At 73.6% G+C, this 25,816-nt stretch carries 23 protein-coding genes; 7 read left to right on the plus strand and 16 right to left on the minus strand.

The window, feature by feature from the left end:
* Positions 1–11: 11 nt before the first annotated feature.
* Positions 12–467: an acyl-CoA thioesterase gene (locus QMF80_RS02780; RefSeq protein WP_283449086.1), complete on the plus strand. Its 456-nt coding sequence runs from the start codon at positions 12–14 to the stop codon at positions 465–467.
* On the plus strand, positions 464–1,180 hold the full coding sequence (locus QMF80_RS02785; protein WP_283449088.1) for a DUF8010 domain-containing protein: 717 nt from the start codon (positions 464–466) through the stop codon (positions 1,178–1,180). Before QMF80_RS02780 ends, QMF80_RS02785 begins: the two co-directional genes overlap by 4 nt.
* Positions 1,181–1,239: 59 nt before the next feature.
* On the opposite strand, the gene QMF80_RS02790 is transcribed toward QMF80_RS02785, so the two are convergent.
* Complete coding sequence (locus QMF80_RS02790) at positions 1,240–1,644, minus strand: globin (RefSeq protein ID WP_283449090.1); 405 nt, start codon at positions 1,642–1,644, stop codon at positions 1,240–1,242.
* Positions 1,645–1,772: 128 nt separating this feature from the next.
* On the opposite strand from QMF80_RS02790, the gene QMF80_RS02795 reads away from it, so the two are divergent.
* Complete coding sequence (locus QMF80_RS02795; protein ID WP_283449092.1) at positions 1,773–2,762, plus strand: methyltransferase domain-containing protein; 990 nt, start codon at positions 1,773–1,775, stop codon at positions 2,760–2,762.
* Positions 2,763–2,782: 20 nt separating this feature from the next.
* Here the strand turns inward: QMF80_RS02795 and QMF80_RS02800 are convergent, their stop codons facing one another.
* The 14 genes from QMF80_RS02800 to QMF80_RS02865 all read right to left on the minus strand — a co-directional run bounded on the left by QMF80_RS02800 (position 2,783) and on the right by QMF80_RS02865 (position 21,495).
* Positions 2,783–3,841 carry an FHA domain-containing protein gene (locus tag QMF80_RS02800; protein ID WP_283449094.1) on the minus strand — a complete coding sequence of 353 codons (1,059 nt, stop codon included), beginning with the start codon at positions 3,839–3,841 and terminating at the stop codon, positions 2,783–2,785.
* 32 nt (positions 3,842–3,873) lie between these two features.
* Positions 3,874–5,205 (minus strand): VWA domain-containing protein, encoded by a 1,332-nt coding sequence (locus QMF80_RS02805; protein ID WP_283449096.1) that lies wholly within the window; start codon positions 5,203–5,205, stop codon positions 3,874–3,876.
* Positions 5,206–5,266: 61 nt separating this feature from the next.
* Positions 5,267–6,595 (minus strand): PP2C family protein-serine/threonine phosphatase, encoded by a 1,329-nt coding sequence (locus QMF80_RS02810; RefSeq protein WP_283449098.1) that lies wholly within the window; start codon positions 6,593–6,595, stop codon positions 5,267–5,269.
* Positions 6,596–6,598: 3 nt separating this feature from the next.
* Positions 6,599–9,469 (minus strand): serine/threonine-protein kinase, encoded by a 2,871-nt coding sequence (locus QMF80_RS02815; protein ID WP_502962752.1) that lies wholly within the window; start codon positions 9,467–9,469, stop codon positions 6,599–6,601.
* A gap of 5 nt (positions 9,470–9,474) precedes the next feature.
* Positions 9,475–10,734, minus strand: coding sequence for a hypothetical protein (locus QMF80_RS02820; RefSeq protein ID WP_283449206.1), 1,260 nt, complete (start codon positions 10,732–10,734; stop codon positions 9,475–9,477).
* A gap of 41 nt (positions 10,735–10,775) precedes the next feature.
* Positions 10,776–11,795, minus strand: a complete 1,020-nt coding sequence (locus QMF80_RS02825) for a glutamate ABC transporter substrate-binding protein (RefSeq protein ID WP_502962753.1) — start codon at positions 11,793–11,795, stop codon at positions 10,776–10,778.
* Between the two features lie 5 nt (positions 11,796–11,800).
* On the minus strand, positions 11,801–13,198 hold the full coding sequence (locus QMF80_RS02830) for a GlnX family signal transduction membrane protein (protein ID WP_502962748.1): 1,398 nt from the start codon (positions 13,196–13,198) through the stop codon (positions 11,801–11,803).
* 168 nt (positions 13,199–13,366) lie between these two features.
* Positions 13,367–14,362, minus strand: a complete 996-nt coding sequence (locus tag QMF80_RS02835) for an N-acetylglucosamine kinase (RefSeq protein WP_283449105.1) — start codon at positions 14,360–14,362, stop codon at positions 13,367–13,369.
* Positions 14,353–15,618, minus strand: coding sequence for a 6-phospho-beta-glucosidase (locus QMF80_RS02840; RefSeq protein WP_283449106.1), 1,266 nt, complete (start codon positions 15,616–15,618; stop codon positions 14,353–14,355). Before QMF80_RS02840 ends, QMF80_RS02835 begins: the two co-directional genes overlap by 10 nt.
* A gap of 4 nt (positions 15,619–15,622) precedes the next feature.
* A complete protein-coding gene (locus QMF80_RS02845) occupies positions 15,623–16,537 on the minus strand; it encodes a carbohydrate ABC transporter permease (protein WP_502962749.1) in 915 nt (304 codons plus the stop codon).
* Position 16,538: 1 nt separating this feature from the next.
* Positions 16,539–17,480 (minus strand): carbohydrate ABC transporter permease, encoded by a 942-nt coding sequence (locus QMF80_RS02850; protein WP_283449108.1) that lies wholly within the window; start codon positions 17,478–17,480, stop codon positions 16,539–16,541.
* A gap of 3 nt (positions 17,481–17,483) precedes the next feature.
* On the minus strand, positions 17,484–18,821 hold the full coding sequence (locus QMF80_RS02855; RefSeq protein WP_283449110.1) for an extracellular solute-binding protein: 1,338 nt from the start codon (positions 18,819–18,821) through the stop codon (positions 17,484–17,486).
* 145 nt (positions 18,822–18,966) lie between these two features.
* On the minus strand, positions 18,967–20,208 hold the full coding sequence (locus QMF80_RS02860) for an ROK family transcriptional regulator (protein ID WP_283449112.1): 1,242 nt from the start codon (positions 20,206–20,208) through the stop codon (positions 18,967–18,969).
* Positions 20,209–20,421: 213 nt separating this feature from the next.
* Positions 20,422–21,495: a mechanosensitive ion channel family protein gene (locus QMF80_RS02865; RefSeq protein ID WP_502962754.1), complete on the minus strand. Its 1,074-nt coding sequence runs from the start codon at positions 21,493–21,495 to the stop codon at positions 20,422–20,424.
* Positions 21,496–21,775: 280 nt separating this feature from the next.
* Between QMF80_RS02865 and QMF80_RS02870 the strand changes: the two genes are divergently transcribed.
* The 4 genes from QMF80_RS02870 to QMF80_RS02885 all read left to right on the plus strand — a co-directional run bounded on the left by QMF80_RS02870 (position 21,776) and on the right by QMF80_RS02885 (position 25,056).
* Entirely contained in the window at positions 21,776–22,312 is a 537-nt protein-coding gene (locus QMF80_RS02870; RefSeq protein WP_283449114.1) for an HNH endonuclease, read from the plus strand.
* A gap of 278 nt (positions 22,313–22,590) precedes the next feature.
* Positions 22,591–22,725, plus strand: coding sequence for a hypothetical protein (locus tag QMF80_RS02875; RefSeq protein WP_283449116.1), 135 nt, complete (start codon positions 22,591–22,593; stop codon positions 22,723–22,725).
* Positions 22,726–22,738: 13 nt separating this feature from the next.
* Positions 22,739–24,793: a 4-alpha-glucanotransferase gene (malQ, locus tag QMF80_RS02880; protein WP_283449118.1), complete on the plus strand. Its 2,055-nt coding sequence runs from the start codon at positions 22,739–22,741 to the stop codon at positions 24,791–24,793.
* 20 nt (positions 24,794–24,813) lie between these two features.
* Positions 24,814–25,056: a hypothetical protein gene (locus tag QMF80_RS02885; protein ID WP_283449120.1), complete on the plus strand. Its 243-nt coding sequence runs from the start codon at positions 24,814–24,816 to the stop codon at positions 25,054–25,056.
* Between the two features lie 193 nt (positions 25,057–25,249).
* Here the strand turns inward: QMF80_RS02885 and QMF80_RS02890 are convergent, their stop codons facing one another.
* Complete coding sequence (locus QMF80_RS02890; protein ID WP_283449122.1) at positions 25,250–25,738, minus strand: MarR family winged helix-turn-helix transcriptional regulator; 489 nt, start codon at positions 25,736–25,738, stop codon at positions 25,250–25,252.
* Positions 25,739–25,816 lie beyond the last annotated feature (78 nt).

Here is a 25,816-nt window from a genome sequence, read left to right on the forward strand (position 1 = left end):
CTGAGATAAGCATGGCAAGACACCTCTACCGGTGCCCCTTGCGCTGGTCGGACATGGATTCCTTCGGGCACGTGAACAACGTGGTCTTCCTCCGCTACCTGGAGGAAGCCCGGATCGACTTCATGTTCCGGCTGGCGCCGGGGGAGGGCAGCGAGTCCTTCACGGGTGGTTCCGTCGTCGCCCGGCACGAGATCGACTACAAGCTGCCCCTCGTGCACCGCCACGAGCCGGTCCTCATCGAGTCCTGGGTGACCCGCATAGGCGCCGCGTCCCTGACCATCGGATACGAGGTCAAGGACGAGGCGGAGGGCGACCGGCCCGAGAAGGTTTACGTCAGGGCCTCGACCGTGGTCGTGCCCTACAACCTCGCCGAGGGGCGGCCCCGCCGCATCACGGCCGAGGAGAAGCACTTCCTGCGGAAGTACCTGGACGAGCCCACCGGCCCGGAAGGGGCCGTCGCGGCATGAGTGAACGGCTGCGCCTCGCCGATTCCGGGGAGGCGGCGGACCTCGCCGCCTTCCTGGGCCGGCTCGTGCACTACGACCGCGCCGCCGCGGTCCGCCTCCAGGGCGGCGGCGGGGCGCTCGCCGTGTTCGGGCGACCGCCGTCCTTCGACGTGCTGGCGATCCGCACGGCCCGGCTCGCCGAGCCGCCGGCCCTGCCGCTGGACCGCACCGTCTCCGCCGGGGAACTCCTCGAAGCGATCGACGAGGCCTCCGCCAGCGCCGCCGTGCCCGCGGCCGTCACCGGGCCGCCCTGGGCCGGCGTCCTGCCGCCCCGCGGCGGCTGGCAGCAGCTGCCGGGGCTGCCCGGCGCCGAGGTGATGCTTTCGGCGGTGGCCCTGGCCGTCGCCGAGTTCCGGGCCCGCGACGAGGCCCTGCCCGCCCAGCACCGGACCCGGTCCGAACGCGACCGGATCGGCCGCGACATCTGGTCCCGGACCCTGGGCGAGACCGACCTGCCGCTGCGCGCCGTACACGCCGCGCAGGCCCTGGGTTTCCTGCGGCCGGTACGGTCCACCGTGCCCGCGCGGACCCCCGCCCGCGACGCCCTCGCCTCCGCAGAGCCCGTCGCGCTGCTGGCCTGCGGAAGCTGGCTGCGGCTGCGCACCCCGTACGGTTCCGTCGCGACCCGCCGCCCGGGCGTCGGCCTGGGCGCGCTCCAGGTCCGGCCGCTCTAGGTCTCGGGCCCCTCCGGGTCCTGTCCGCCCGGACAGGGCCTGGCCCCGCCCCCGGGGGCTCAGCCCTCGGTGTTGACCATCGAGGCGGCGGCGTAGGTCACATAACGCCACAGCTGCGCCTCGTGCTCCGGCGCCAGCCCCAGCTCGTCGATCGCGTCCCGCATGTGCCGCAGCCACGCGTCGTGCGCCGCCTTGTCCACCTGGAACGGGGCGTGCCGCATCCGCAGCCGGGGGTGGCCGCGGTTGTCGCTGTAGGTGGTCGGGCCGCCCCAGTACTGCATCAGGAACAGCGCGAAGCGCTCCTCGGCGGGACCCAGATCGGCCTCCGGGTACATCGGACGCAGCAGCGGGTCCTCGGCGACCCCTTGGTAGAAGCGCCGGACCAGGCGGCGGAAGGTCTCCTCGCCACCGACCTGCTCGTAGAAGGTCTGCTCCTGAAGGGTGCCCCGCGGAATCTCGTTCACCTGACCATCGTCTCAGACGGCCGGACGGAGGACCCGGGTCCTAGGACCACTGCCGGGACCCGGACAGGCCCCGGTCGACAGGCCCCGGTCGACAGGCGCCGCCGTGGCGGCGGCAGCACAGTGGAAGCATGGGCGGTACGGAGACCGGTGCGACGCGCGATCTGCGGGAGACGGCCCACTCGGCCCAGGTGCGGGAACTGACCGCCGCCGGGGTGCTGACCGATCCCGCCTGGCGGGCGGCCTTCGCCGCCGTGCCCCGGCACGTCTTCGTCCCCTACTTCTGGACCGGCCGCGGCGCGGGCCACGAGCGGCTCTGGGCGCAGGACCCCGACCCGGAGTACCGGGCCCGCTGGCTGCGCGGCGTGTACGCCGACGCCCCGCTCGCGACCCGGCTGCGCGACGGCGAGCTGGTCTCCTCCAGCAGCCAGCCCTCCCTGATGGCGAGGATGCTGGACGCGCTGGAGGTCCAGGACGGGCACAACGTGCTGGAGATCGGCGCGGGCACCGGATACAACGCCGCGCTGCTGTGCCACCGGCTCGGCGAGGACCTGGTCACCACGGTGGACCTCGACGAGGAGATCACCGAGTCCGCCCGGGCCCATCTGGAGCTGCTCGGCTACCACCCGGCCGTCGTCACCGGGGACGGGGCGCGCGGCTGCCCGGCCCGGGGGCCGTTCGACCGGATCATCGTCACGTGCGCGCTGCCGCTGATCCCGCCCGCCTGGCTGCCCCAGTGCCGCCCGGGCGCGCGGGTACTGGCCCCCCTGTCGACGGGGCTGATCGCGCTGCGGGTACGGGACGCCGCATTCGCCGAGGGGCACTTCCTGCACACCTCGGCGTACTTCGTGCCGCTGCGCGGAGCGGGGGCCGCGGTCCCGTGGGTCGCGGGCGGGCTCCCGTACGAGCTGCTGGAGAACGAGCGCTTCCAGTTCATGCTGATCCTGACGGCGGGCGCGCTGCACCCGCGCGAGGCCCTGGACCTGTGGCGCCGCGAGGACCGCCCGCCCCGGGAACGCTTCGGGGTGACGGTCACCGACGAGGGCCAGTGGTCCTGGCTGGACGACCCCCAGGGGCCGTACGTCTGGCCCCTGGGAGGCGCCGCCACCGGCGCCGGCTAGCCGCGGCGCCGCCGCCGTGGCTAAGCGCGACGGACGGTGACGGTGGTCCAGGCCCCCACGTGGACCCGGTCGCCGTCGCGCAGCGGGACCGGCACGTAGGGCTGGATCGGGTCCTCGCCCATGTTGATGTAGGTGCCGTTGGTGGAGTTCTGGTCCACCACGGCCCAGCTGCCGTCGGGCTGCTGGACCAGGACGGCGTGCGCGTGCGACACGCCCGGGTCCTCCGGGGGCACGGACAGGTCGACGTCCGGGGACTCGCCCGTGGAGACGCGGCGGCGACCGATGGTGATCTGGCCGCCGGACAGCGGAAGGTGCTGCTCCGGGGAGTACGCGGGCAGGTTCAGACCTGCCGCCTCGGGGCCGCTGCGCTGCATCATCGCCATGAAGTACGAGCGGTCGGGGCCGATCGTCGCGGTCCAGGCGCCGCCCTGCTCGGCGTACGGCTGCCCGCCGCCGCCATGGCCCTGAGGCTGGTTTTGCTGCTGGCCTTGCTGCTGTCCCTGGTACTGGTCGGGCTGCTGCCCCTGGTACTGGTCGGGCTGTGGAGCGGGCGGCTCGTAGTACGGGGCCTGCGGCTCCTGCGCCGGCGGCGGCAGCAGCCAGTCGTCCTCGCGCTGGAGCGCCTCGGCGGGCCGGTTGACCTGCGAGGGCCGCGAGTCCCGGTACTCGTAGGGGTCGTGCGACGCGTACGAGGCCTCGCCGGTCGGCAGCGGCTGCGCCCCCGTGGCCCCGCCCGGACCCGGACCGTGACCGGGACCCGCGCCGTGACCCGGCACCGGACCCGGGCTGGTCGCCGGGTTCGGGGCGAGCGGCGTGTACGAGGTGGCCGTCCGGGTCAGGAAGTTGAAGCGGCACTCCTCGCAGTACGGGGCCATCGCCTCGCGCGGGGTCCGGCACTGGGGGCACAGCTCCGCCTGGGCGGTGGGCTCACCCCCGGCCATCGGGAAGCCGTAGTCGTAGGAGGACGCCACGGGGGCCTCGGGGGCACCCGCGGGCGCGGCCGGAGGGGCCATGCGGTGACCGCACACCTCGCACCAGTCGTCGGAGACCGATTGGTGCCCGTTCGGGCAGGTCGGCATTGGCCGTTCCCCCTTCTCCCTGCGTCGGGACGTCAGTTTCGCTTCACTCGGACGGTCTGCGTCGAACGCGTTTCGAGAGTCATCTCATCGGCGTCGGCGACCTTCGCTTTGAGCCGCACAGTACCCGCCGCGACATCCACGACATCTACCACCTTTGCCAGCAGTTTCGCAGTGTCCTCGTTCCCGGAGGCACTGGCCAGCTGCACTGCTCGGCCGAGTTTGGCCGTAGCGCCGTCGATATCACCCAGTTTGCGGGCTTCCAGTCCCTGCTGGATGACCTCCGCCAGTTCGGCCTGGCCGGTGTAGTGGGCCACCTGCGCATTGATGGCGGTGGACGCGGACAGGTCGTCCGTCCACACCGCGCGGACCAGCCCCTGGGACTCGGAGAGGACGGAGGCCGCCTCGCCCTCCCGGCCCGGCAGGACCAGGGAGACCCGCGCGGCCAGCATCTCCTGGCCCACGGAGGCGCCCGGCACCCGGACGCACACGTGGTACTCGCGGGACTCGTCGCCCCACGAACCCGTGGGGTAGTCCCCGGCGCGCGGACCCGCCGCGGTGCGGCGGCCGCTCAGGTCCTGCACGGCGGGCGCGACCTGCTTGACGTACTGGACCTCGGCGCCGACCGGGCTCCACAGGCGCAGCGCCACGTCCGCGACCTCCTTGCCCATGACGTTCTCCATCATGAGCGTGAAGTCGTCGGCGAGGTGGGCCGGGTCGGCCACGATGTCGGCGGTGCCGAGCAGTGCGCTCGCGATCCCGGTCACCTCCTTGACCTCCCAGTCGGTGCCCACCCCGCGGGCGTCACAGGTGAAACGTCCGGCGCAGGAGTCGAGGGTGGCGCGGAGCACCGCGGGGTCCTCGTGCTCGTTGCGGCCGTCGGTCAGCAGGATCCCGTGCCGGATGGTGGCGGGGGACTGGCGCAGCAGGCCGTCGGCCAGCCGGAGCCAGGTGCCGATGGCCGTGCCGCCGCCGGGGGTGAGGGCGCCGAGGGCGCCCTTGGCCTGGGCGCGGGTGGCCGGGTCCGCGACCGCGAGCCTGCCCTGGCCGGGGTAGACCTCCCGGGCCACGTGGGTACCGGCGATCACGGCGAACGAGGTCCCGTCGTGCAGGGTGTCGATCGCGGCGGCCGTCGCCTCCTGGGCCCCGGCCATCTTGGTGGGCGGGTATGCCATGGAGCCCGAACAGTCGACCATGATCACGACGGCCGCGCCGCTGCCCGGGGTGGCGACACGGGTCGCCGCCGCGCCGCCGGTGGCGGTGACCGTCACGATGGCGTGCACGTCCTGTCCGCCAACCGGGAGGAACTCGTTCTGGTACACCTCCATGGTGAAGCGCGGGGCGCTCGGCTTGGCGAAGTTCGCCATCAGGACGGTCTCCTCGGGGTGTTCGGGGCGGTCAGGGGCGGCGGTCGGGGACGGGCGGCGGTCAGGCGGCGGCCGGCTCGTCGGGTACGGCGAACGGCACGACGGCCACGGTGACGTTGTCGTGGCCGCCGCCGTCCAGGGCGTGGCCGACCAGGACCTGCGCGCTGTGCAGGGGCCTGGCGGCGGCGTCGGCGGGCAGCAGCCGGGCCATGTCCTGGGCGGATTCCGCGTAGTTCCACAGCCCGTCGGTGCACACGACCACGACACCGGGCCGGTCCGGCTTGAACGCGACGGTGTGCGGCTCCAGTTCGTACGCGTCGGCGCCGAGCCACCCCGTGATGGCGTGGGCCCGCACGTCGGCGTAGGCCTCGGCCTCGTTCATCAGGCCCGCCGCGACCATCTGGGCGGCCCAGGAGTCGTCCTCGGTGAGCCGGGCGGGCGGGGCGGAGCGGTCGTCGGGGACCCAGTACGCGCGGCTGTCGCCGACCCAGCCGATGATCAGCAGGCCGCCCGCGGTGACCGCGCCGACGAGGGTGCAGGCGGGGGCGTTCTGCGCGCCGGGGACCTCCGGGGCCAGGGCGTTGACGGCGGTGGACGCGGCCAGGATCGCCTCGTGCATGGCCTGCTGGGGCAGCGCGCCGCGGGGCAGCGCGTCCAGCAGGGCCTCGTTGGCGGCCACCGCCGCGGCGGCGGAGGCCTCGTCGGGGCGGCTGGCCGAGGACACGCCGTCGCAGACGATCGCCACCGTGGCGGCGGAGCCGTCGGGCAGGGCGGTGGCCGCGACCGCGAAGGAGTCCTCGTTGCGGTGGTGGCGCAGGCCGCGGTCGCTGACGGCGGCGACGCTGCCGAGTTCCTCTTCGAGGTGGTCGCGCTCGCGGGGCTGGGCGTGGCCACAGTGCTCGCAGTAGCCGTCGGTGTCGACCCGGCCCGCGCGGCAGGCGACGCAGGTCTTGCCGGGCGGCTCCGCGCCGCTGCCGGTGTGTCCGCCGCCGGTGTGTCCGGTGGTCGCCCCGCCGGGTCCGGCGGCGCCCCATCCGCCGGGCTCGTCGACCAGGGTGGGCACGGGTCCGGGCCCGCTCCCGCCGGTCGTGGCGGCCGGGCCGGAGGGTCCGGCCGTGCCGTCCCCGGTCGCGCTGCCGGTCGGACCGGTCGGGCCGGGTTCCGCCGGGCCGGCGGTGTGGGACGCGTCGGCCCAGCCCAGGGGCCCGGAGGGCTCGGGCGTGCCGACGGCCGCCGCCGGGGCGGCGACGGGGACCAGGGCGACCGTCGGGTGGTCGTCCGGGGGCGGGGGGCCCGCGGAGAGGGCGTATCCGCAGACTCCGCAGAAACGGTCACCCTCTTCCAGGGGTTCCGCACAGCTGGGGCAGCCCGACGGCCGATGCATCGACATCACTCACACCCACGTCCGTGGACGGAAACGGTTTGCCCGTTCCACCAGTTCGATCCTCTCCTCGCCCCGCTGCGCCAGGCGGGCCAGGACTCGGTACGAGCGTTCCAGGCCGAAGCGCAGGCCCCGCTCGTCCAGTTGGCTGCCGAGCAGCGAGGTCCGGCCGGGGTCCGCGCCCCGGCTACCCGACAGTACCCAGTCGAGCGCCGAGCCCAGAACCTCCGTCGCCAGCACCTCGTACCGCACGGCGTCCAGACCGGACCGCCGCAGCGCCTCCACCTGCCCCGAGGCGGCCCGCAGGTCGTCCAGGAGCGGCTCCTCGGGGGACCGGTCGCGCAAGCGTGCCCGTACGGCCGCCACCCGCGCGGCGGTGTAGTGGATGGACGCCTCCGGTACGGATTCCAGCGCCCGCACCGCCGCCCTGCGGTTTCCGGCGGCGAGCTGGACCCGGGCCAGTCCGAAGGCCGCGCTCACGAACCCCGGGTCGGTGATCCACACCAGCTGGTAGTACTCGGCGGCGTTGTCCAGCTGCCCCAGGACCTCCGCGCACAGCCCCAGCGCCAGCTTCGGCGCGGGCTCGCCCGGGAAGGCGTCGTAGATCGCGTCGAAGGACAGCGCCGCGGCCTCGTCGTCACCGATGGCCAGCGACGCGATCCCGCGCGCCCACACCACCCGCCAGTCGTCGGGGTAGTGGGCCTCCAGCTCCGTCAGGGTCTGCCCCGCCACGGCGAGTTCACCGAGTTCCAGGCGGGCCCGCAGCGCGCGCAGCCGCAGCTCGGCGGAGTCGGCGGGCGCCGCTCCCAGTGCCCCGAGCAGGTCCGCGGGCGCGGACGCCAGCAGGGCCGCGAGGAAACCGGCATTGGGATCGGCCGCGTCCACCAGCGGCACCGGCAGGGCCAGCGCGGTCTCCCGCGCGTCCAGCCCGGCCAGCGCGGCCGATCCGGGGACCCCGCCGGGGTAGCCCCGTACGACGGGCGGGGGCACGGCGGGCATCGCGGGCGCCGCCGTGAAGCCCGCGGCCGTCCCGGGCGCCGGTCGCGCGGCCGGTACGAACGCCCCCGGGCCGGGGCTCATGTGCGTGGCCGTGCTGGCCAGCGCGGGCACCGGTCCCGCGCCCGCCGCGGAGACCGGGGACCCCGGACCCGCCGCGGAGACCGGGGACCCCGGACCCGCCGCGGAGACCGGGGACCCCGGACCCGCCGCGGAGACCGGGGACACGGCGCCCCAGCCACCACCGGACCGCGCGCTTCCGGCGCCTACGGAGGCCGCCGCGGCTCCCGAGGGCAGCGCGGTGGTCACCGCACGCCGCCTGCCCAGCGGCCCGCCGCGCCGCGCCGTCACGTCCCGCGCGCCCAGCCGGGACGCCTCCACCCCCGGGCCCTCGGCGAACAGCCCGGTGTCGGTGACCCGCAGCTCCGGCCCGAACAGCGTGGACAGCTGCGGCCGCGGCCGCCCCGTCTGGAGCGCGACCACCTCCCGCAGCACACCGGTCAGCTGGTCCGCCATCTCCTGGGCCGAGGCGAAACGCCGCCCCGGATCCGGGTCCGTGGCCCGCACGAGCAGCCGGTAGAAGGACTCGTAGCGCCGGAAGACCTCGATGTGGTCGGGGTCCGGGAGGCTGTCCACGAACACGTTCGTGTAGCCCTGGAAGTCGAAGGTCAGCACGGCCAGCGTGCGCGCGACGGTGTAGAGGTCGGAGGCCACCGAGGGGCCCAGCTCGGCGACCTCGGGCGCCTGGTAGCCGACGGTCCCGTAGATGGCCGACTCCTCGTCGTCCATCCGCCGGACCGCGCCCATGTCGATCAGCTTCAGCTGGTCGGCCTGCTGGATGGCGTTGTCGACCTTGAAGTCGCAGTAGAGCAGGTTGCGGCTGTGCAGGTGGCCGAGAGCGTCCAGGGCCTCGATGCCGTAGGCGCAGGCCTGCTCCACCGGCAGCGGATCCCGCCGCCCGTCGGCCTGGCGCCGCTCGTTGGCGATCTCCTTGAGCGATTTGCCGCCGACGTACTCCATCACGATGTACCCGTCCAGCGAACCGGTCCGCTGGTCGAGGTGCTCCACGAAGTTGTAGATCCGCACGATGTTGGAGTGCTCGATCTCGGCGAGGAAGCGCCGCTCCGAGATCGCCGCGGCCATCGCGTCCTGGTCCCCGGTGTCCAGCAGGCCCTTGAGGACCACCCAGCGGTCCGAGACCGCCCGGTCCACGGCCAGGTAGACCCAGCCGAGGCCGCCGTGCGCCAGGCAGCCCGCCACCTCGTACTGCCCGTGCACCACGTCGCCCGTGGCCAGCTTGGGGACAAAGGAGTACGGGTGTCCGCACTTGGTGCAGAAGCCCTCGGTCCGGCCCTGCCGGTCACCGCGCGAGCGGCCGACCGGCGCCCCGCAGTCCGACTTCGAGCAGAACCGCTTGCGCTCCGGCACCTCCGGATTCGCCAGGACCGAGGCCGAAGGATCCGGACGCGGAACCTCCGGTACGGACACCAGTCCGGCCCCCAGCCGACCGCGCCCCGTGGACCCGGCCGAGGAGCCCGAACTGCGCACCGACACCGAACGCGCGGACGCGGCGCTGCCCGACAGGGCCCGCGAGAGCCGCCCCGACACCGAACGCCGCGAGGACGACGAGCGCGAGGACCGCGCGGAGCGGGCCGAACCGGAACCGCGCTCCGAGGGGTACGACCCCTGCGAACCGCGCGCCCCGGCGCCGCCCCGCGCCGCGCTGGTCATCCCGGTCGGCGGCGACACCAGCTCACCGGCCCCCGCCGAGGGGGCGGCCGCCGCGCCCACCAGCGGCGCGAGACCGCAGGTGTCGCAGTACAGCTCCCCGCCGCCCATGTCCTCGTACGCGCCCGGGCAGCCGGGCCGGCCGCACGGAGTCCCGATCAGGCTCATGCGTCCTCCTTCCCCGGCCCCACGGGCCGGTCCTGCCGCGCCGCCATCGACTCGGCGGCCGCCTGCTGGTAGCGCAGTACGGCCTGTTCGGCGGCCCGCAGGTCACAGGGCGCGCTCCACAGCATCCGCCGTGCCGTGTCGTACCGCTCAATGAGCCAGGGATCCCCGGCCATTCCGTGCCGGGTCACCTTCGCGCGGTAGGCGTCCAGCCGCCCGCGCAATTCGGCCCGTACCGCCAGTGGTGCGGTCACCGCCGTCAACGACTCGCGGGCCCGCCGCAGTTCGTCCGCGGCCCGCTCCTCCAGCGACTCCAGCAGCGGCGACAGCCGGTGCCACTGGGACTGCCGCCGGTAGTCGGCCGCCGCCGCCAGCTGTTCCTGGAGCGCGGTCGGCGGCCCGCTCACCGCGGGCACCTCCGACGCCGCGATCTTCGCGAGCACCTCGCCGCGCGCGGTCCGCGCCTCCGACAGGGTCCGGTCGGCCCGCGACAGCACGTCGCGCAGGCTGATCAGCCGCTGCTCGGCGTCCTGCCGGACCGCCAGGACCGCCTCCACCTCACGGCGTACGTCCTCCAGCGCGCGCGCCGCCCGGTCGTAGCGCGCGGTGTCCGGACGGCCGCCGCCAGGGGCGGAACTGCCCGGCGCCGGAGCCCAGAAGGCCAGCGGATCCTCGATGACCCGGGCGCGCAGCTCCGCCAGCTCGGCGGTGATGTCCTCCAGGTCGTCGCCCGAGGGGTGCTCGCCCGGGCGGACCCCGACGGAGTGCGCCAGGGAGCGGGTGCGGTGCAGCTCGGCGGCGAGCAGGTCTATCCGGGCGGGCAGCGCCGACCACACCGCGTCGGCGGCGACCACCATGTCCAGGGAGGCGGCGTACAGCTCGTTCATCCGGGCGACCAGCTCGGCCAGCGAGAACCGCTCGGCCAGCTGGGCGCCCTCCACCGCGCCGCCCGCGATCGTCACCCCGGCGCCGAGCAGCCGCTCGGTCAGCTCGGCCAGGTCCTCCCGGCTGGGCCACCGGCGCCGCTCGCGCAGCTCGCGCGCGGCGCTCAGCGCCCCGCTGTAGGCGTCGAAGTACGTCCACAGGCGGGTGATGGAGGCGTCGGCCGCGGCCCACCGCTCGCGGGTGACCCCCGCCAGCTCGGCGCCCTCCAGCAGACGGCGCCCGGCGTGGTCCTGGAGTGCGAGCAGGGAACTCTCGACGGCCTCGTGCTCCGCGTCCAGCCGCGTCAGCGCACGGTCGACGTCGTCCCGGTCCATCACCGCCCGGCCCGTCTCCTCCTCAGTCCCCGCCACGGCGCTCAGCCGTCCCGGTACTTGGGCGCGGGGGGTCCGGGAATGCCGGGCAGCACGGATTCCAGATGGGTGCGGTAGGCCTTGACCCACTGGCTGCTGTCGCCGCCCGCGCGGTAGTTCTCCAGCACCTTGTTGATCCGGCGCACCAGGTCGGTCGCGTCCTTGTTCATCGCCACCCCGTAGAACTCGCGGGTGAACGGAGATCCGACCAGCCGCACGGTCGGGTCCTGGGCGGCCTGACCGGCCGCGAGCGCGTTGTCGGTGACGATGCCGTCGACCTCCCCGAGCTGGAGCCGGACCAGGCAGTCCAGCTGGTTGGGCACGCTCACCGACAGCGAGCCGAAGCTGTTCTCCTTGAGTTTGCTCTCGGCGATGGAACCGGCCGCCGTGCAGATCCTGCGGCCCTTGAGCGAGTCGTCATAGCCGGTGATGGGCGAGCCCTTGGGGGCCAGCACCTGCTGGCCCGCCTCGAAGTACGCCGTGGAGAAGGCGACGTCCTTGAGCCGGGCGCAGTTGATCGTCATGGTCCGCACGACGATGTCGACCCGGCCCTCCACCAGAGCGGGTATGCGCTGACTGGTCGGGATCGCCCGGTAGATGACCGCGTTCTCGTCGCCCAGGATGTCCTTGGCTATGGCCTTGACCAGCGCGATGTCGAAGCCGTCGAGCTTGCCGTCCACCGGATTGCGGTAGCCCCAGCGGAAGCTGTTCTGGTCCACGCCCGCGACGAGTTTGCCCGCCGCCTTGATCCGCGCGATGGCGGAGCCGTCCACCCCCGGCGGGCGCAGGCTGGCCTCCGGGTCCAGGCAGGTCTCGTCGACGGCGGGGGCGGCCGGGGCCGCGGCGGCCCCGCTGTGCGGGGTCCTGGCGGCGCCCGCCCCCGGGGCGGCCTGGGCCAGCGGCAGCAGGACGGCGGCAGCCGTCACCGCGCAGGCGGCGGCCATCGCGCTGACCCCGCCCCAGCCGCGCAGCCCGCGCGGGACCGGCCCGTCCCCGTCGTTCCGCTTCACCCGGCGCCCTCGCATCCGCATCACCTGTACTCCGAAAGCCTGCGCCCGATACCGAGCAGCGCGGCCGCCGCCCCGAGGACCGCGAGGGCCGCACCGCCCGTGGCCATACCGCCCAGCGCCCCGAGCCCCGAGCCGGCCGCCCGGGTGAACTCCCGCTGTTCGTGCGCGATCGCCTGCTCCAGGGAGGCGTCCACCGTGTCGAAGGACGCCCCGCTGCTGTCCTTGCCCCCGATGACCTGGGGCAGCGCGAGGTCGTAGTCGCCCTTGTTGTCGGTTTCCCGGGCGGCCGCGTGCCGTTGCTTCCACTGCTTGACGCCGTCCGCCGCCTTGGCGACGGGCGTCTGCCCGCTCGCGTCGTCGGCGAGCCGCGCGGCCCGGACCAGCCCCGCGTCCAGGTCCTTCATGTTCTTGGCGAAGTCCACGTCGTACTTGTCGGACTTCTTGTCGTCGGCGAGTACGGCGCCCCGCGCGACCAGCGTCAGGTTCTCATTGGCCCGCGCCTGGAGCGAGGAGATCCGGGCGTCGTTGAGCACCTTCAGCGACTCCTGCCCGCCCGAGCGGGCCGAACTCAGCTCGGTGCGCGCCACGGTGTGCCCCACGGCCAGCCACAGCAGCACCACCGTGGACGCGGCCGTGGCGGCCAGCAGTCCGTGGTTGAACACCCGGTGCGTGCGCCGGTAGTTGCGCCGCTGGGCCCAGACCAGGACCCCGATGGCGAGCAGGCCCGTGCCGAACGAGCCCACGGGCAGGGCCCGGGCGTCGTCGTAGTCCTGGTAGAGCCGGGCCGTCTCCGCCTGGTAGAGCCGCTGTGCGGCGGGCAGCAGCTGGGTGCTCATCTGCTCATTGGCGTAGCGCAGGTAGGCGCCGCCGAGCGGCAGGCCCTGCCGGTTGGTGGCCCGGGCCTGCTCTATGAGACCCGTGTAGCGCGGCAGCTGCTCGCCGAGCAGCGCGATCTCCTTGCGGGACTCCTCGTCGCCACCGGTGTTCGCCGCCGCGTTGACCAGCAGCCGGGAGGCGTTGGCGATGTCCTTCTCGTAGCGCTCGCGGACCTCGCGCGGTTCCTGGCCACCGGCCAGGAACCCGCTGGAGCTGGCCGTGTCGGCGTCCGCCAGCGAGCGGTAGATGCTCGCCGCGTCCGCGCTGAGCGGCTGGCTCCGGCCGACCACGTCGTCGGCGGCGGTGGACCGGTCGGAGATCTCCCAGACCGCCACCACGCCGAAGAGGAGGACCAGCGCGGCCAGGGCCGCTCCGATGATCCGCAGCCGCCCGGGCTCGGTGGTCGCCGCGCCCCGCAGCCGCTCCACGCCCTCCGCCCATGCGCTGCGCCGCCCCGGCAGCACCGGGCCGCCGCCCCCGGGCCCCCCGGGGGCGGGCACGGCTGCGGGCGCTGACGCGGGTGCGCGCGATGTGATGGCCACCGTGACCTCCCCCTCGGTCGTGGACTGCTCGGGAGCAGTATGGCCGTAGTGACGGACCAGCACAGCACCCGGTGCTGGATCTTGGACGAGACGCCCCCGTCACTCCTTCACCGTGAATACGTCTTCACGGCCGCCACGGTTCCAGACTCGCCCCGTCTCGGGGCGGGTTCACCCGAAATGGGCACGGAGTTTTCCGTAGGCGGCAGACGGCGCCCCCAGCGCGTCCAGCCCCAGCAGCCCCGCGCCGAGCACCGGCGGGGCCGTCACCACCGACACCCGGGCCAGCGGGGCCCGTTCCGCGAGCCCCTCCCGGACGCGGTCGTCGAGCCGCGGGTGCCGGGCCGCCAGCACGCTCCCGCCCAGCAGCACGGGCGCCTCGCGCTCCAGCAGACCGAGCCGCTCCAGCGCCACCGCGGCCAGCGCCACCACCTCGTCCGCCTGCCGTTCCACGAGCCCGATCGCCGCCTCGTCGCCCGCCGCGGCCACCGCGAAGAGCACCGGCACCAGTTCGTGCGTACGCTCCGGCGCGATCACACCCAGGTGCACCGCCTCGATCAGCTCGTACATCGAACCCAGCCCGAAGTGCCCGGGCAGGGCGGCCGTCAGCCCGGTCGGGCCGCCGCGCCCGTCCTCGGCCCGCGCCGCCCACCACATCGCCTCGGCGGCGAGGCCGCCCCCGCCGCCCCAGTCGCCGGAGAGCTGGCCCAGGGCCGGGAACCGCGCGGTGCGCCCGTCGGGCAGCATGCCCACGCAGTTGATCCCGGCGCCGCACACCACCGCGACCCCGAGCGGGGCCCCGCTGCCCGACAGACCGGCCCGCAGGATGGCGAAGGTGTCGTTGCGGACCTCGACGGTCCGCCCCCAGCCCCGCCCCTGTAGGGCCGTGACCAGCTCCTTCTCCTCCACCGGGAGGTCCGCCCCGGCCAGGCACGCGGACACGTGGGCCACCGATTCCACCGGCCGCCCGAGCGCGGCCGCCTTGGCCAGCGCCTCCTCCAGCGCGGGCGAGATCGCGTCGAAAGCCGCCTCGACACCGACCGCCTGGGGCCGGAATCCCGGGCCGCGGGCGGTGACGATCACCGACCCGTCCGCGTCGATGAAGGCGAGGTCGGTCTTGCTGTTGCCCGCGTCGACGGCCAGCAGCACCGCGTCCCTCACGCCCATGCCAGGTGCTCCTTGTTGTGCGCGAGGAGCCGGTCGGTCAGCCCCTCGGCCAGGTCGAACTGCCCGACCAGAGGGTGCGCGAGCAGCGCCTTGGCCACCCGCTCGCGGCCGCCGCGCAGGGCGGCGTCCAGCGCGAGGTCCTCGTACGCCGTGACGTGCGCGATCAGCCCCGCGTACAGCGGGTCCAGCCGGGGCACGGCCAGCGGCACCGGGCCCGAGCGGTCCACCCGGGCCTGGACCTCGATCACCGCGCTGTCCGGGAGGAACGGCAGGGTCCCGTTGTTCAGCGTGTTGACCACCTGCACCGGGCTGCCGCCGTCGCCGAGCAGCGCCGCCGCCAGGTCCACCGCGGCCTCCGAGTAGAAGGCCCCGCCCCGCTTGGCCAGCAGCTCCGGCTTCTCGTCGAGCGTGGGATCGCCGTACATCGCGAGGAGTTCCCGCTCCATCGCGGCGACCTCGGCGGCCCGCGAGGGCTTCTCGCCCAGCTCGCGCACCACCTTGTCGTGCGCGTAGAAGTACCGCAGGTAGTACGACGGGACGACGCCGAGCCGGTCCAGGACCGCGCGCGGCAGCCGCAGGTCGTCGGCGACCGCGTCCCCGTGCTCCGCGAGCAGCCGGGGCATCAGGTCCTCCCCGCCGGGGCCGCCGCGGCGCACCCCCAGCTCCCAGGTGAGGTGGTTCAGGCCGACGTGGTCCAGGTGCAGCTCCTCGGGGGCCATGCCGAGCAGCGAGGCGAACGTCCGCTGGAGGGTGATGGCGACGTTGCACAGGCCGACCGCCTTGTGCCCGGCCTGGAGCAGGGCGCGGGTGACGATGCCGACGGGGTTGGTGAAGTCGATGATCCAGGCGTCCGGGTTGGTGCGCCGGACCCGTTCGGCGATGTCGAGGACGACGGGGACCGTGCGCAGCGCCTTGGCGAGCCCGCCCGCGCCCGTGGTCTCCTGGCCCACGCAGCCGCACTCCAGCGGCCAGGTCTCGTCGCGCTGCCGGGCCGCCTGACCGCCCACCCGAAGCTGGAGCAGGACGGCGTCGGCGCCCGCCACCCCCGCGTCCAGGTCGGAGGTCGTGGTGATCAGTCCGGGGTGCCCCTGCTTGGCGAAGATCCGCCGGGCGAGGCCGCCGACCAGCTCCAGCCGGTCCGCCGCGGGATCGATCAGCACCAGCTCGCTGATCGGCAGGGTGTCGCGCAGCCGCGCGAAGCCGTCGATCAGTTCGGGGGTGTAAGTGGAACCGCCGCCCACCACTGCGAGTTTCATCTGTCTAACCTTTCACTCCGGTCAGGGTGACGCCCTCGACGAACGCCTTCTGGGCGAAGAAGAAGAGGACGATCACGGGGGCCATGACCAGCACGGTCGCGGCCATGGTCAGGTTCCAGTTGGTGTGGTGCGCGCCCTTGAAGGACTCCAGGCCGTAACTGAGGGTCCAGGCGGCCGGGTCGTCGGAGGCGTAGATCTGCGGGCCGAAGTAGTCGTTCCAGGCAGCGAAGAACTGGAACAGCGCGACCGCGGCGATCCCGGGCTTGGCCATGGGCAGGACCACCCGCAGCAGGGTCCGGACCTCCCCGCAGCCGTCGACCCGCGCCGCGTCGAGGTACTCGTCGGGGATGGTCAGCAGGAACTGGCGCAGCAGGAAGATGGAGAAGGCGTCGCCGAAGGCCATCGGAATGATCAGCGGCCACAGGGTGCCGGACAGGTCGAGCTGCTTGGCCCAGAAGAGGTACATGGGGATGACCACCACCTGCGGCGGCAGCATCATCATCGAGACCACCAGCAGCAGTGAGAGCCGGCGGCCGCGGAAGCGGAACTTGGCGAGGGCGTAGGCGACGGGCACCGAGGACACCACGGTGAGCAGCGTCCCGAGCCCCGCGTACAGCAGGGTGTTGCGCCACCACAGGAGGAATCCGGGGGTGTGCCAGACCTTCGCGTAGTTGCCCCAGTCCCAGGTGTGCGGCCACAGGTCGCGGGTGAGGGCCTGCTGGTTGCTCATCACCGAGGTGAGGAAGAGGAAGACGAAGGGGAGGACGAAGAAGAGCGCGGCGGCCACCCCGAGGGAGTGGACCGCGACCCAGTGCAGCACCTCCTTGCGGCGGTGGCGGGCCGCCGCCCGCCCGGAAGCGCCGACGGCGGGGGACGGGCCCGTCCGCGGGGACGGGGTCGTCTCGGTGGTCACGGCCATGTCAGTCACCGCTTCCGATCAGGCCGCCACGGCGCCGCAGCAGGAGCGCGGTGAAGGCCATGGACAGGGCGAAGAGGACGAGCGCGATCACGCAGGCCGTGCCGTAGTCGAAGCGCTGGAATCCGAGGTTGTAGACGAGCTGGGGCAGGGTCAGCGTGGACTTGTCCGGGTATCCGGGCTCGAACTGCTGGCCCGAGCCGCTGATCTGCCCGGCCGCCACCTTTCCCGCGACCAGGGGCTGCGTGTAGTACTGCGTGGCCTGGATGACCCCGGTGACCACCGCGAACAGGATGATCGGGGAGATGTTCGGCAGGGTGATGTGCCGGAACCGCGCCCAGGGCCCGGCCCCGTCCAGCTCCGCGGCCTCGTACTGCTCCTTCGGTACGTCGAGCAGCGCGGCCATGAAGATCACCATCAGGTCGCCCACCCCCCACAGCCCCAGCGCGGTCAGCGCGGGCTTGGACCAGTCGGCGTCGGTGAACCAGCCCGGCGCGGGCAGCCCGACGGCCTCCAGTGCGGTGTTGACCGGCCCGGTGCCGGGGTTGAGCAGGAAGACGAAGCCGAGGGTCGCGGCGACCGGCGGGGCCAGGTAGGGCAGGTAGAACAGGGTGCGGAAGATCCCGGTCCCCGTCTTGATCTTCGTGATGAGCAGGCCGACGCCGAGGCCGAAGACCACCCGGCAGCTCACCATGACCACGACCAGCCACAGCGTGTTGCGCATCGCCGGCCAGAACATCGGGGACTTGGTGAAGACGTACGACCAGTTGTCCAGGCCGTTGAAGACCGGCGGGCGGAAGCCGTCGTACTGCGTGAAGGAGAAGTACACGGTGGACAGCAGCGGGTAGGCGAAGAAGACGGCGAACCCGATCAGCCACGGGGACATGAAGGCCGCGGTCCGCAGCGCGGAGCGGCGCCGCTTCGCGCCCAGGGTGAAGGTCGTCATCGGCTACTGGGCCTTCGCGATGTCCGTGTCGATCTGCTGGTCGGTCTTGGCGAGCCCGGCCTGGAGGTCGGACACGGCGCCCTTCTCGACCCCGTACGCGAAGTCCGCGAAGGTCAGCTGGTAGGTGCCGCCGTCGGCCTGGGCCGGGGTGGTGTTCGACTTCGTGTGCTTGGCGATGTCGATGAAGGTCTTGAACTCCGGCGTGACCTGGAGCTTCGGCGAGTCCAGGGCGGCGAGCGTGGAGGGGACGTTGTGGATGTCGTTGGCGAAGGCCACCACCGCGTCGGTGTCGGTGGTCATGTACTTCACCAGCTCCCAGGCCGCGTTCTGCTTGGCGCTGCCGGAGGCGATGCCGATGACGGTGCCGGACAGGTAGCCTTTGCCGTAGTCGTCCTTCTGGTCGTCCGGCACGGGCATCGGCGCGGTGGCGATCTCGAACTTCGCCCCGGCCGCCTTCGCCATGGCGGCCCGCCACTCGCCGTCGATCTGCATGGTGACCAGCCCCTTGTGGAAGGGGTGTTCGGCACTCAACTCGTCACCGAAGGTCGTGCGGAACTTCTCCAGCTTGTCGTAGCCGCCCAGCTTGGCGACCAGGTCCTTCTGCGCGTTCAGCATCTTCGCGAAGGCGGGGTCCTTGGCCAGGTTCGACTTCCCGTCGGCGCCGAAGTACGTCGGGCTCCACTGCGCGGCCAGCCGCATCGGGGTGGTCTCGTACCCGTGGAAGGTGGGCATCACGCCGAGCTGCTCGTAGGTGTCGCCGCTCTGCTTGGTGAGCGTCTGCGCGTCCGCGACGAACTGGCTCCAGGTCTTCGGGGGTTCGGTGATCCCGGCGGCGGTGAAGGCGGTCTTGTTGTAGACGAGGCCGTAGGCGTCGTTCAGCAGCGGCAGCGTGCACTGGTTGCCCTTGAACTGGGTGTACTCCAGCAGGGTCTTGGGGAAGATCTTGGTTTTGTCGAGGCCCGACTTCGTGAGGAAGGGGCTCAGGTCCGTGAAGGCGCCCGAGGTGCAGAACTTGCCGACGCTGTCGGTGCTGAAGGACGAAACCACGTCCGGGGCCTTGCTGCCGCCCGCCCGCAGCGCCTGGTTGATCTTGTCGTCGGTCATGTTGCCGGTGGCCTTGACCTTGATGTTCGGGTGCGCCTTCTCGAACCGCCCGATGCTGTCCTCGATGGCCTTCACCTCGCGGGGTTCCGCCCAGCCGTGCCAGAAGTTGAGGGTGACCTCCTTGTTCGGGTCGTCGGGGGCCGCTCCGCCGCTCTGTCCGGTACACCCGGTGGCGAGGGCGGATATCGCGGCGAGTGCGGCCGCGAGGGTGGTCAGTCGGCGGGTGCGTCCGGGCATGGTGGTGTCTCTCTCTGCGCGGGGAACGTCCGGTCGGGGTCCAGCGGGAGAAGCGGGGAGAGCGGGTGGTGCCGGTGGTCCGGGGTGGAGCTGGTGGTCCGCGGTGGTCCGCGGTGGTGCCGTCAGGAGGGGTCAGAGGGAGGGGTCAGCGGGAGGTGTCGAACACTTCGTCGCGGGTGGCGGTCAGCGCGCTCTCCAGCGCGCCGCGCAGCACGGGCCGCTCGCGCACCTCGCCGGCCACCAGCCGGGGCCGGGAGGGGGCGAGGTCGCCGAGTTCGGCCTCGATCAGCTCGCGCAGCAGGTCCCCGCCCGCCGCGGTCACGGCCCCGGAGAGCACGACGATCTCCGGGTCCAGTACGGCGACCAGCGAGGCGAGACCGGTGGCGAGGGCCGTGGCGTACGACTCCAGCAGCCGCAGGTGCGGTCCCACCGGCTCGGCGGCGGCCCGCTCCAGCAGCGCCACCGCGGCGGCCACCTCGGCGGCCGCGTCGAACGCGCCCCGCACGCGCGGGACGGCCCCCGGCATCTCGATGCCCAGGGCGGCGGCCAGTCCGGGCAGTACCTCCACACCCGCCAGCTCCTGGTAGCCGCCGGAGTTCTCCCGGGTCACGTGCCGCACGAGCGGCCTGCCGGGGACCGGCAGGAAACCCACCTCGCCCGCGCCGCCGGTCCAGCCGCGGTGCAGCCGCCCGCCGATGACGAGGGCGGCGCCCAGGCCCTCCTCGTTCCACAGCAGGACGAAGTCCCCGTGACCGCGGGCCGCGCCCAGGCGCTGCTCGGCGACCGCGGCGAGGTTCACGTCGTTCTCGTACTCGACGGGCATCGGCAGCGCCGCCGCCAGCTCCTCCAGCAGGGTGGGGGAGTGCCAGCCGGGCAGGTGGTCGGCGTAACGCAGGACGCCCGTGCGCGGGTCGAAGGAGCCCGGGGTGGCGATGACCAGCCGGTGGACATCGGCGAGCTGGAGCCCGGCCGTCCTGACGGCTTCGCCGAGCGCTTGGCCGACCTGGTCCACGACGGGGGTGCCGGGGCCCGGATTGGGCAGCTCGCAGCTGCCGACCACCGCGCCGGAGAGGTCGGCGACGGAGGCCAGGATCCGGCTGGGGGTGACGTCGAGCCCCGCGGCGTGGGCGGCCCGTGGGTTGATCGCGTACAGCTGGGCGTTGGGTCCGGGGCGGCCGGTGGCCGTGCCCGTGGCCACCACCAGCCCGCGCGCTTCGAGGCGGGCGAGCAGCTGGGACGCGGTGGGCTTGGAGAGCCCGGTGAGCCTGCCGATCCGGGTCCGGGACAGGGGGCCGTGGACCAGCAGCAGGTCCAGCGCGGCGCGGTCGTTCATCGCGCGCAGCAGGCTGGGGGTGCCGGGGGTGGTGCCCGGTGTGGTGCCGGTCATGGGTGTGTTCCGCTCCCTGGCACGTGAAGACTTGGCGAACTGTTAGGTAAGTTTCCTATCAGCCGTCGGCCCATGTCAATGGCGCTGCCCCCGCGGAAAACGCCTCGCGGGGGCAGTGTGCGGAGTTCTCTTCGTTTTGTCTCGTACGCGTCCCCGTGAGCGGTCGCTTACAGCCTCTCCCACGGGCTCCGGTACCGGAGCCCCGGCGCGCCGCTACTTGGTGATGCGCGGCATTCCGGGGCCCACCGCGGGCGTCGGGATGGGCGCGGTGGCCAGCGACTGCGGCGAGGCCGGGTTCGCCAGCTCGGACGGCGCGGCGAATGCCGCCGACGGGTCCGCGGCCGCTTCCTCCTCCTCCGCGGCGGGCACTCCGCCGATGATCCCGATGCCCGCGTCGTCGAAGGCCTCCTTGATCCGCCAGCGCAGCTCGCGCTCCACCGAGAACTGCTGGCCGGGCATCGTCTTCGCGGAGACCTTGACGGTCATCGACGCGAGCAGCACCTCGTCCAGCCCCAGCACCTCCACCGGCCCCCAGAGCCGCTCGTCCCACGGCGACTCCTTCGCCATGGCCTCCGAGACGCCCCGGACCGCCTCGCGGATCCGGGCCATGCTCTCGGACGGCTTGATCTGGACGTCCACGCCCGCCGTCGACCAGCCCTGGCTGAGGTTGCCGATCCGCTTGATCTCGCCGTTGCGGACGTACCAGATCTCGCCGTTGTCGCCGCGTAGCTTCGTCACGCGCAGACCGACCTCGATCACCTCGCCCGACGCCACCCCCGCGTCGATCTTGTCGCCGACCCCGTACTGGTCCTCAAGGATCATGAACACGCCGGACAGGAAGTCCGTGACCAGGTTCCGCGCGCCGAAACCGATCGCCACACCGGCCACACCGGCGCTCGCCAGCAGGGGGCCGAGATTGATGTCGAGGGCGCCGAGCACCATCAGACCGGCCGTACCCAGGATCACGAACGAGGCCACCGAACGCAGCACCGAGCCGATCGCCTCGGAGCGCTGGCGCCGCCGCTCGGCATTGACCAGCAGCCCGCCCAGCGCCGTTCCCTCGACGGCCTCGGCGCCCCGGTTCATCCGGCCGATGAGCTTGGTCAGCGACTTGCGGACCACCGAGCGCAGGGCCGCGGCTATCACGATGATCAGCAGGATCTTCAGGCCCAGGAACAGCCAGTTGGCCCAGTTCTCCTGGATGAAACCGGCGGCGTTGGTGACGCTCTCGGTGGCTCCCTCGGAGGTGCGGGGCACGACCGGTACGTCGTCGGCCAGCGGGTACAGGGCGGCGGGCCAGGGCACGGCAGGAACCTCCAGGCATAGCGGTCTGCCCGCGGAAGGGGATGAGCGGGCAGACCATCCACACTAACGGGGCCGTTCCCTCGACCCCGGCGCCGTGTTGCGGGGAGAGACCAGACTCACCCGGCGGGGGCTCGGATGTGGTCGAGAACACCTCCGACCCGTTACGGGTGCGTGGTGGCGCTTCGACCAGCGGTGAGGAGAGACTGGAGGGCAGATCGTCCCGGCGCGAGCCACGTGCCGCCGACGTACAAGGAGGCAGTCCGTGCCGCACGTCCTGGTCCTCAACGCGTCGTACGAGCCGCTCGGCGTCGTACCGCTCCGCCGCGCGCTCGTCCTCGTCCTGGAGAACAAAGCGGTCTCCCTCGAGGAATCCGGCGCCTTCCTGCACAGTTCCACGAGAGTCGTCCCCGCGCCCAGCGTGGTCAGGCTCAAGAGGTTCGTGCGGGTCCCCTACCGGGGGCCCGTTCCGCTCACCCGGCGGGCGCTCTTCGCCCGCGACGGGGGGCGCTGTATGTACTGCGGGGCCGTCGCCACCAGCGTCGACCACGTCATCCCGCGCAGCCGGGGCGGGCAGCACGCCTGGGACAACGTCGTCGCCGCGTGCCGTCGCTGCAACCACGTCAAGGCCGACCGGCACCTGCTGGAGCTGGGGTGGCGGCTGCGGCACCAGCCCGCGCCGCCGTCGGGGCTGGCGTGGCGGATCATCGGTACGGGGCACCGGGATCCGTGCTGGATGCCGTACCTCCAGCCGTACGGTGCGGAAGACGCCTTGGACCGCATCGGCGTCCCGGTCCCCTGACGCGCGCCGCGCCCTGCCGGGCCCCTTGCAGCCGCTCGGGCCGGGCCCCTTGCAGCCTCGCCGGCGTTTGAGGCGCCCCCGGAGGGTCCACCGGGCCGTGCCCGGTTGCCTCCGGCGGGTCCTCAAACGCCGGACGGGCTGATTTTCGCTCCGGCCGATGAGTCGGCTCTGCCGGGCGGGCCGGTTTCGGCGGAATGCGGCGCGGCCGGATGGGTAGGGCTGCGGTGTTCCCCGTAACGAGCCACGCTCACGCGTCGTCAGGACACAGGAGTACCGAGATGACCGCCCGCCCGCTCACCAGCGAGCCCCCGCTCGCCGACACCGCCCACGCACCGCTCACCAGCGAACCGCCGCTCACCGACGAGGCCCCGCTGACCAGCGAGCCGACCACCCCCGCCGCCGCGGCGGGTTAGCCGAGGGATACGCATGGACCTGGCCCGGCTCGCCGCCCACCACGGGGTCGCCACCTCCTACCGCCCCTCCGCGGACGTGACCGTCCAGGTGCCGGAGGCGACCGTGGTGGCCGTGCTGGGGCTGCTGGGGGTCGACGCCGCCACCCCCGGGGCCGTGCGGGCCCAGCTCGCGCTCGCCGAACAGGCGGCGGCCGCCCGGCTGCTGCCGCCCACCCTGGTCCACTGGGACGGCTCGCCGCCCCCCGCGGCCCTGACCGCCCTGCCACCGGGCACCCGGATCCGGCTCCTGCCGGAGGACGGGTACCCGGCCGAGTGGGAGACCGGCCCGGCGGGACCGCTGCCGGGGACCGGGCTGCCGCTCGGCGTGCACCGGATCACCGTGACCCGCCCCGACGGCCGGACCGGCGCGGCCACCCTGATCGCGGCCCCGGACCGGGCCCCGGCCGCCCCGGAGCGTACGCACGGTCTGCTGGTGCAGCTCTACTCCCTGCTGTCCGAGTCCTCCTGGGGCATGGGCGACCTGGGCGACCTGGCCCGCCTCGCGCGCTGGGCCGGGCGCACCCACGGCGCCGGATTCATCCAGGTCAACCCCTTGCACGCGGCCGTGCCCGGCACCCCGACCGACCCCTCCCCCTACCGGCCGTCCTCGCGCCGCTTCCCGGACCCGGTGCACCTGCGGATCGAGGACCTCCCCGAGTACGCCGCCTGCCCCGACCGGGACGCCCTCGACGCGCTCGCCGAGCGGGGCGCGGAGCTGCGCCGGCAGGTGCTGGAGAAGGACGCGCTGATCGACCGGGACGCGGTGTGGGCCCTGAAGCGGGCCGCCTTGGAGCTGCTGTACGCCGTCCCGCGCGATCCGTCCCGCGAGGCCGCCTTCGCGGAGTTCCGCACCGCCGCCGGGCCCGCGCTGGCGCGGCACACGGCCTGGACGGCGCTGGCGGACCGGTACGGGGCCGACCGTACGGCCTGGCCCGAGGACCCCGCCGCGGAGCCCGGGGACCCCGGCTTCCACTGCTGGCTCGCCTGGCTGACCGACGCTCAGCTCGCCGACGTCCAGCGCGCGGCCCGGGAGGCGGGCATGGCGGTGGGCGTGGTCCACGACCTGGCCGTCGGAGTGCACCCCGACGGCGCCGACGTGTGGGCCGCGCCCGGGACGTACGCCTGCGGCGCCTCCGTCGGCGCCCCGCCCGACGCCTTCAACGCCCGCGGCCAGGACTGGGGTCTGCCCCCGTGGCGCCCGGACCGGCTCGCGGAATCCGGCTACGCGCCCCTGCGGGACCTGCTGCGCTCGGTGTTCCGCTATGCCGGGGCGCTGCGGATCGACCACGTCATGGGCCTGTTCCGGCTCTGGTGGATCCCGGAGGGCACCCCGGCCGCCGGGGGCACGTACGTCTCGTACGACGGCGAGGCGATGCTCGCGCTCCTGGTCCTGGAGGCTCACCGGGCCGGGGCGCCGGTCATCGGTGAGGACCTCGGCACCGTCGAGCCCGGGGTGCGCGAGGCGCTCGCCCGGCGCGGGGTGCTCGGTACCTCCGTGCTGTGGTTCGAGCGGGACTGGGCGGGCGACGGGGAGCCGTTGGCCCCGGCGGACTGGCGCGCCGACTGCCTGGCCACCGCGACCACCCACGATCTGCCGCCCAGCGCCGCCAAACTGGCGGGCGCCCATGTGGAACTGCGGGACCGGCTGGGGCTACTGACCCGTCCGGCGGAGCTGGAGCGTGCCGAGGACGAGGCCGACACCCGGGAGTGGCTGGCGTTACTGGAGCGCCTCGGCCTGGACACCAAGGGCGAGGAGGCCGCCGTGCGGGCCCTGTACGCGTTCCTGTCGCGCACCCCGGCCCGGCTGGTCGGCGTATGGCTGCCGGACGCGGTGGGCGACCGGCGACCGCAGAACCTGCCGGGAACCTGGGACCAGTACCCCAATTGGCGGCTGCCGCTCGCCGACGCGTCCGGCCGGCCGCTGACCCTGGAGCGGCTGACCGCGTCCGCGCGGGCGAACGCCCTGCTGGAGGCGGTGCGGGAGGGCGCGGGACCCCGTACGGCACCCCCGGGCGCGCGCGCTGTTTAGGTGTTCGCTACGTTTGCACCGTGGACAAGAAGAACGCTCTGCGCGCCGGCGCCGTCTCGGCCGGAACGACGCTGATGATGCTGCTGATGACGTCTCCCGCCCTCGCGGTGGCCCGCGACGACGGCGACGACCCGGGCAAGGGCCTGAGCATTGCCGAGACGCTCGGTCTGTTCGTGGCCGCGCCGATCGTGCTGTTCCTGGTCATCGCCGGTCTGGTGATGGTCGGCGACAAGTCGCGCAAGCCGCAGGAACGGCAGGGCTGACCCCGTGGGGTCGGACCCCTCGTGACATCCGGGCGCCGGAGGTGCCGCGGCCCCGATGCGTGACGCGTGATGCGTGACGTATCGGTCGTCCTGCGGACCTCCGGCGCCCGTCTGCCGTTCTCCCCCCGGGCCGCCGCCTCCCCGGGCCGCCGCCTGGGCCGAGGCCGCCGCTTCCGTGGGGACCGCCGTCTCGTCAGAGACCGCCGAGGAGCTTGCGCAGCAGCCCGGTGAGGACGGCGACCTCCTCGTCCTCCAGCCCGGTCAGCGCCGCGCGCTGTACGTCGAGTCCCGCGGCCACCGCCTCGTCGATGAGGGCGAGCCCGCGCTCGGTGATCGTCACCTGGAGCCCCCGCCGGTCGTGCGGATCGGGCCTGCGCGCGAGCAGCCCCGCCTTCTCCAGCTTGTCCAGCCGCCCGGTCATGCCGCCCGTGGTGAGCATGAGCGTGGCCGAGAGCTGGCGGGGCGAGAGGGTGTAGGGCTCGCCGGAGCGGCGCAGGGTGGCGACGACGTCGAACTCCCCGCGGGAGATGCCGTAGCGGGCGTAGGCGCGGTCCATGGCGTCGCCCATGGCCCGGCTGATCCGGTAGATCCGTCCGAAGACGGCCATGGGCGCCACGTCCAGTTCCGGACGGACCACGTTCCACTGTGCGGTGATCGCGTCGACCGCGTCCTTCTCGCTCATGTGCGAAGTATCCGATTCCAGTTGGTTGACCGCAAGAAAGTTGCTTGACGGAAAGTAGCTTAGGGGTAAGCTACTTCC

It is taken from the genome of Streptomyces sp. G-G2 (assembly GCF_030063135.1).
In the GTDB taxonomy this organism is placed as follows: Bacteria; Actinomycetota; Actinomycetes; order Streptomycetales; family Streptomycetaceae; genus Streptomyces.

Excerpts from the sequence above, each read along its gene's own strand:
- QMF80_RS02860 (WP_283449112.1), bottom strand. The coding sequence starts at position 20,208 with ATGACCGGCACCACACCGGGCACCACCCCCGGCACCCCCAGCCTGCTG.
- QMF80_RS02875 (WP_283449116.1), top strand. The coding sequence starts at position 22,591 with ATGACCGCCCGCCCGCTCACCAGCGAGCCCCCGCTCGCCGACACCGCC.
- QMF80_RS02835 (WP_283449105.1), bottom strand. The coding sequence starts at position 14,362 with ATGGGCGTGAGGGACGCGGTGCTGCTGGCCGTCGACGCGGGCAACAGC.
- malQ (WP_283449118.1), top strand. The coding sequence starts at position 22,739 with ATGGACCTGGCCCGGCTCGCCGCCCACCACGGGGTCGCCACCTCCTAC.
- QMF80_RS02810 (WP_283449098.1), bottom strand. The coding sequence starts at position 6,595 with ATGTCGATGCATCGGCCGTCGGGCTGCCCCAGCTGTGCGGAACCCCTG.
- QMF80_RS02850 (WP_283449108.1), bottom strand. The coding sequence starts at position 17,480 with ATGACGACCTTCACCCTGGGCGCGAAGCGGCGCCGCTCCGCGCTGCGG.
- QMF80_RS02805 (WP_283449096.1), bottom strand. The coding sequence starts at position 5,205 with ATGGCGAACTTCGCCAAGCCGAGCGCCCCGCGCTTCACCATGGAGGTG.
- QMF80_RS02820 (WP_283449206.1), bottom strand. The coding sequence starts at position 10,734 with ATGGACCGGGACGACGTCGACCGTGCGCTGACGCGGCTGGACGCGGAG.
- QMF80_RS02840 (WP_283449106.1), bottom strand. The coding sequence starts at position 15,618 with ATGAAACTCGCAGTGGTGGGCGGCGGTTCCACTTACACCCCCGAACTG.
- QMF80_RS02800 (WP_283449094.1), bottom strand. The coding sequence starts at position 3,841 with ATGCCGACCTGCCCGAACGGGCACCAATCGGTCTCCGACGACTGGTGC.
- QMF80_RS02845 (WP_502962749.1), bottom strand. The coding sequence starts at position 16,537 with ATGGCCGTGACCACCGAGACGACCCCGTCCCCGCGGACGGGCCCGTCC.
- QMF80_RS02780 (WP_283449086.1), top strand. The coding sequence starts at position 12 with ATGGCAAGACACCTCTACCGGTGCCCCTTGCGCTGGTCGGACATGGAT.
- QMF80_RS02855 (WP_283449110.1), bottom strand. The coding sequence starts at position 18,821 with ATGCCCGGACGCACCCGCCGACTGACCACCCTCGCGGCCGCACTCGCC.
- QMF80_RS02785 (WP_283449088.1), top strand. The coding sequence starts at position 464 with ATGAGTGAACGGCTGCGCCTCGCCGATTCCGGGGAGGCGGCGGACCTC.
- QMF80_RS02825 (WP_502962753.1), bottom strand. The coding sequence starts at position 11,795 with ATGCGAGGGCGCCGGGTGAAGCGGAACGACGGGGACGGGCCGGTCCCG.
- QMF80_RS02890 (WP_283449122.1), bottom strand. The coding sequence starts at position 25,738 with ATGAGCGAGAAGGACGCGGTCGACGCGATCACCGCACAGTGGAACGTG.
- QMF80_RS02795 (WP_283449092.1), top strand. The coding sequence starts at position 1,773 with ATGGGCGGTACGGAGACCGGTGCGACGCGCGATCTGCGGGAGACGGCC.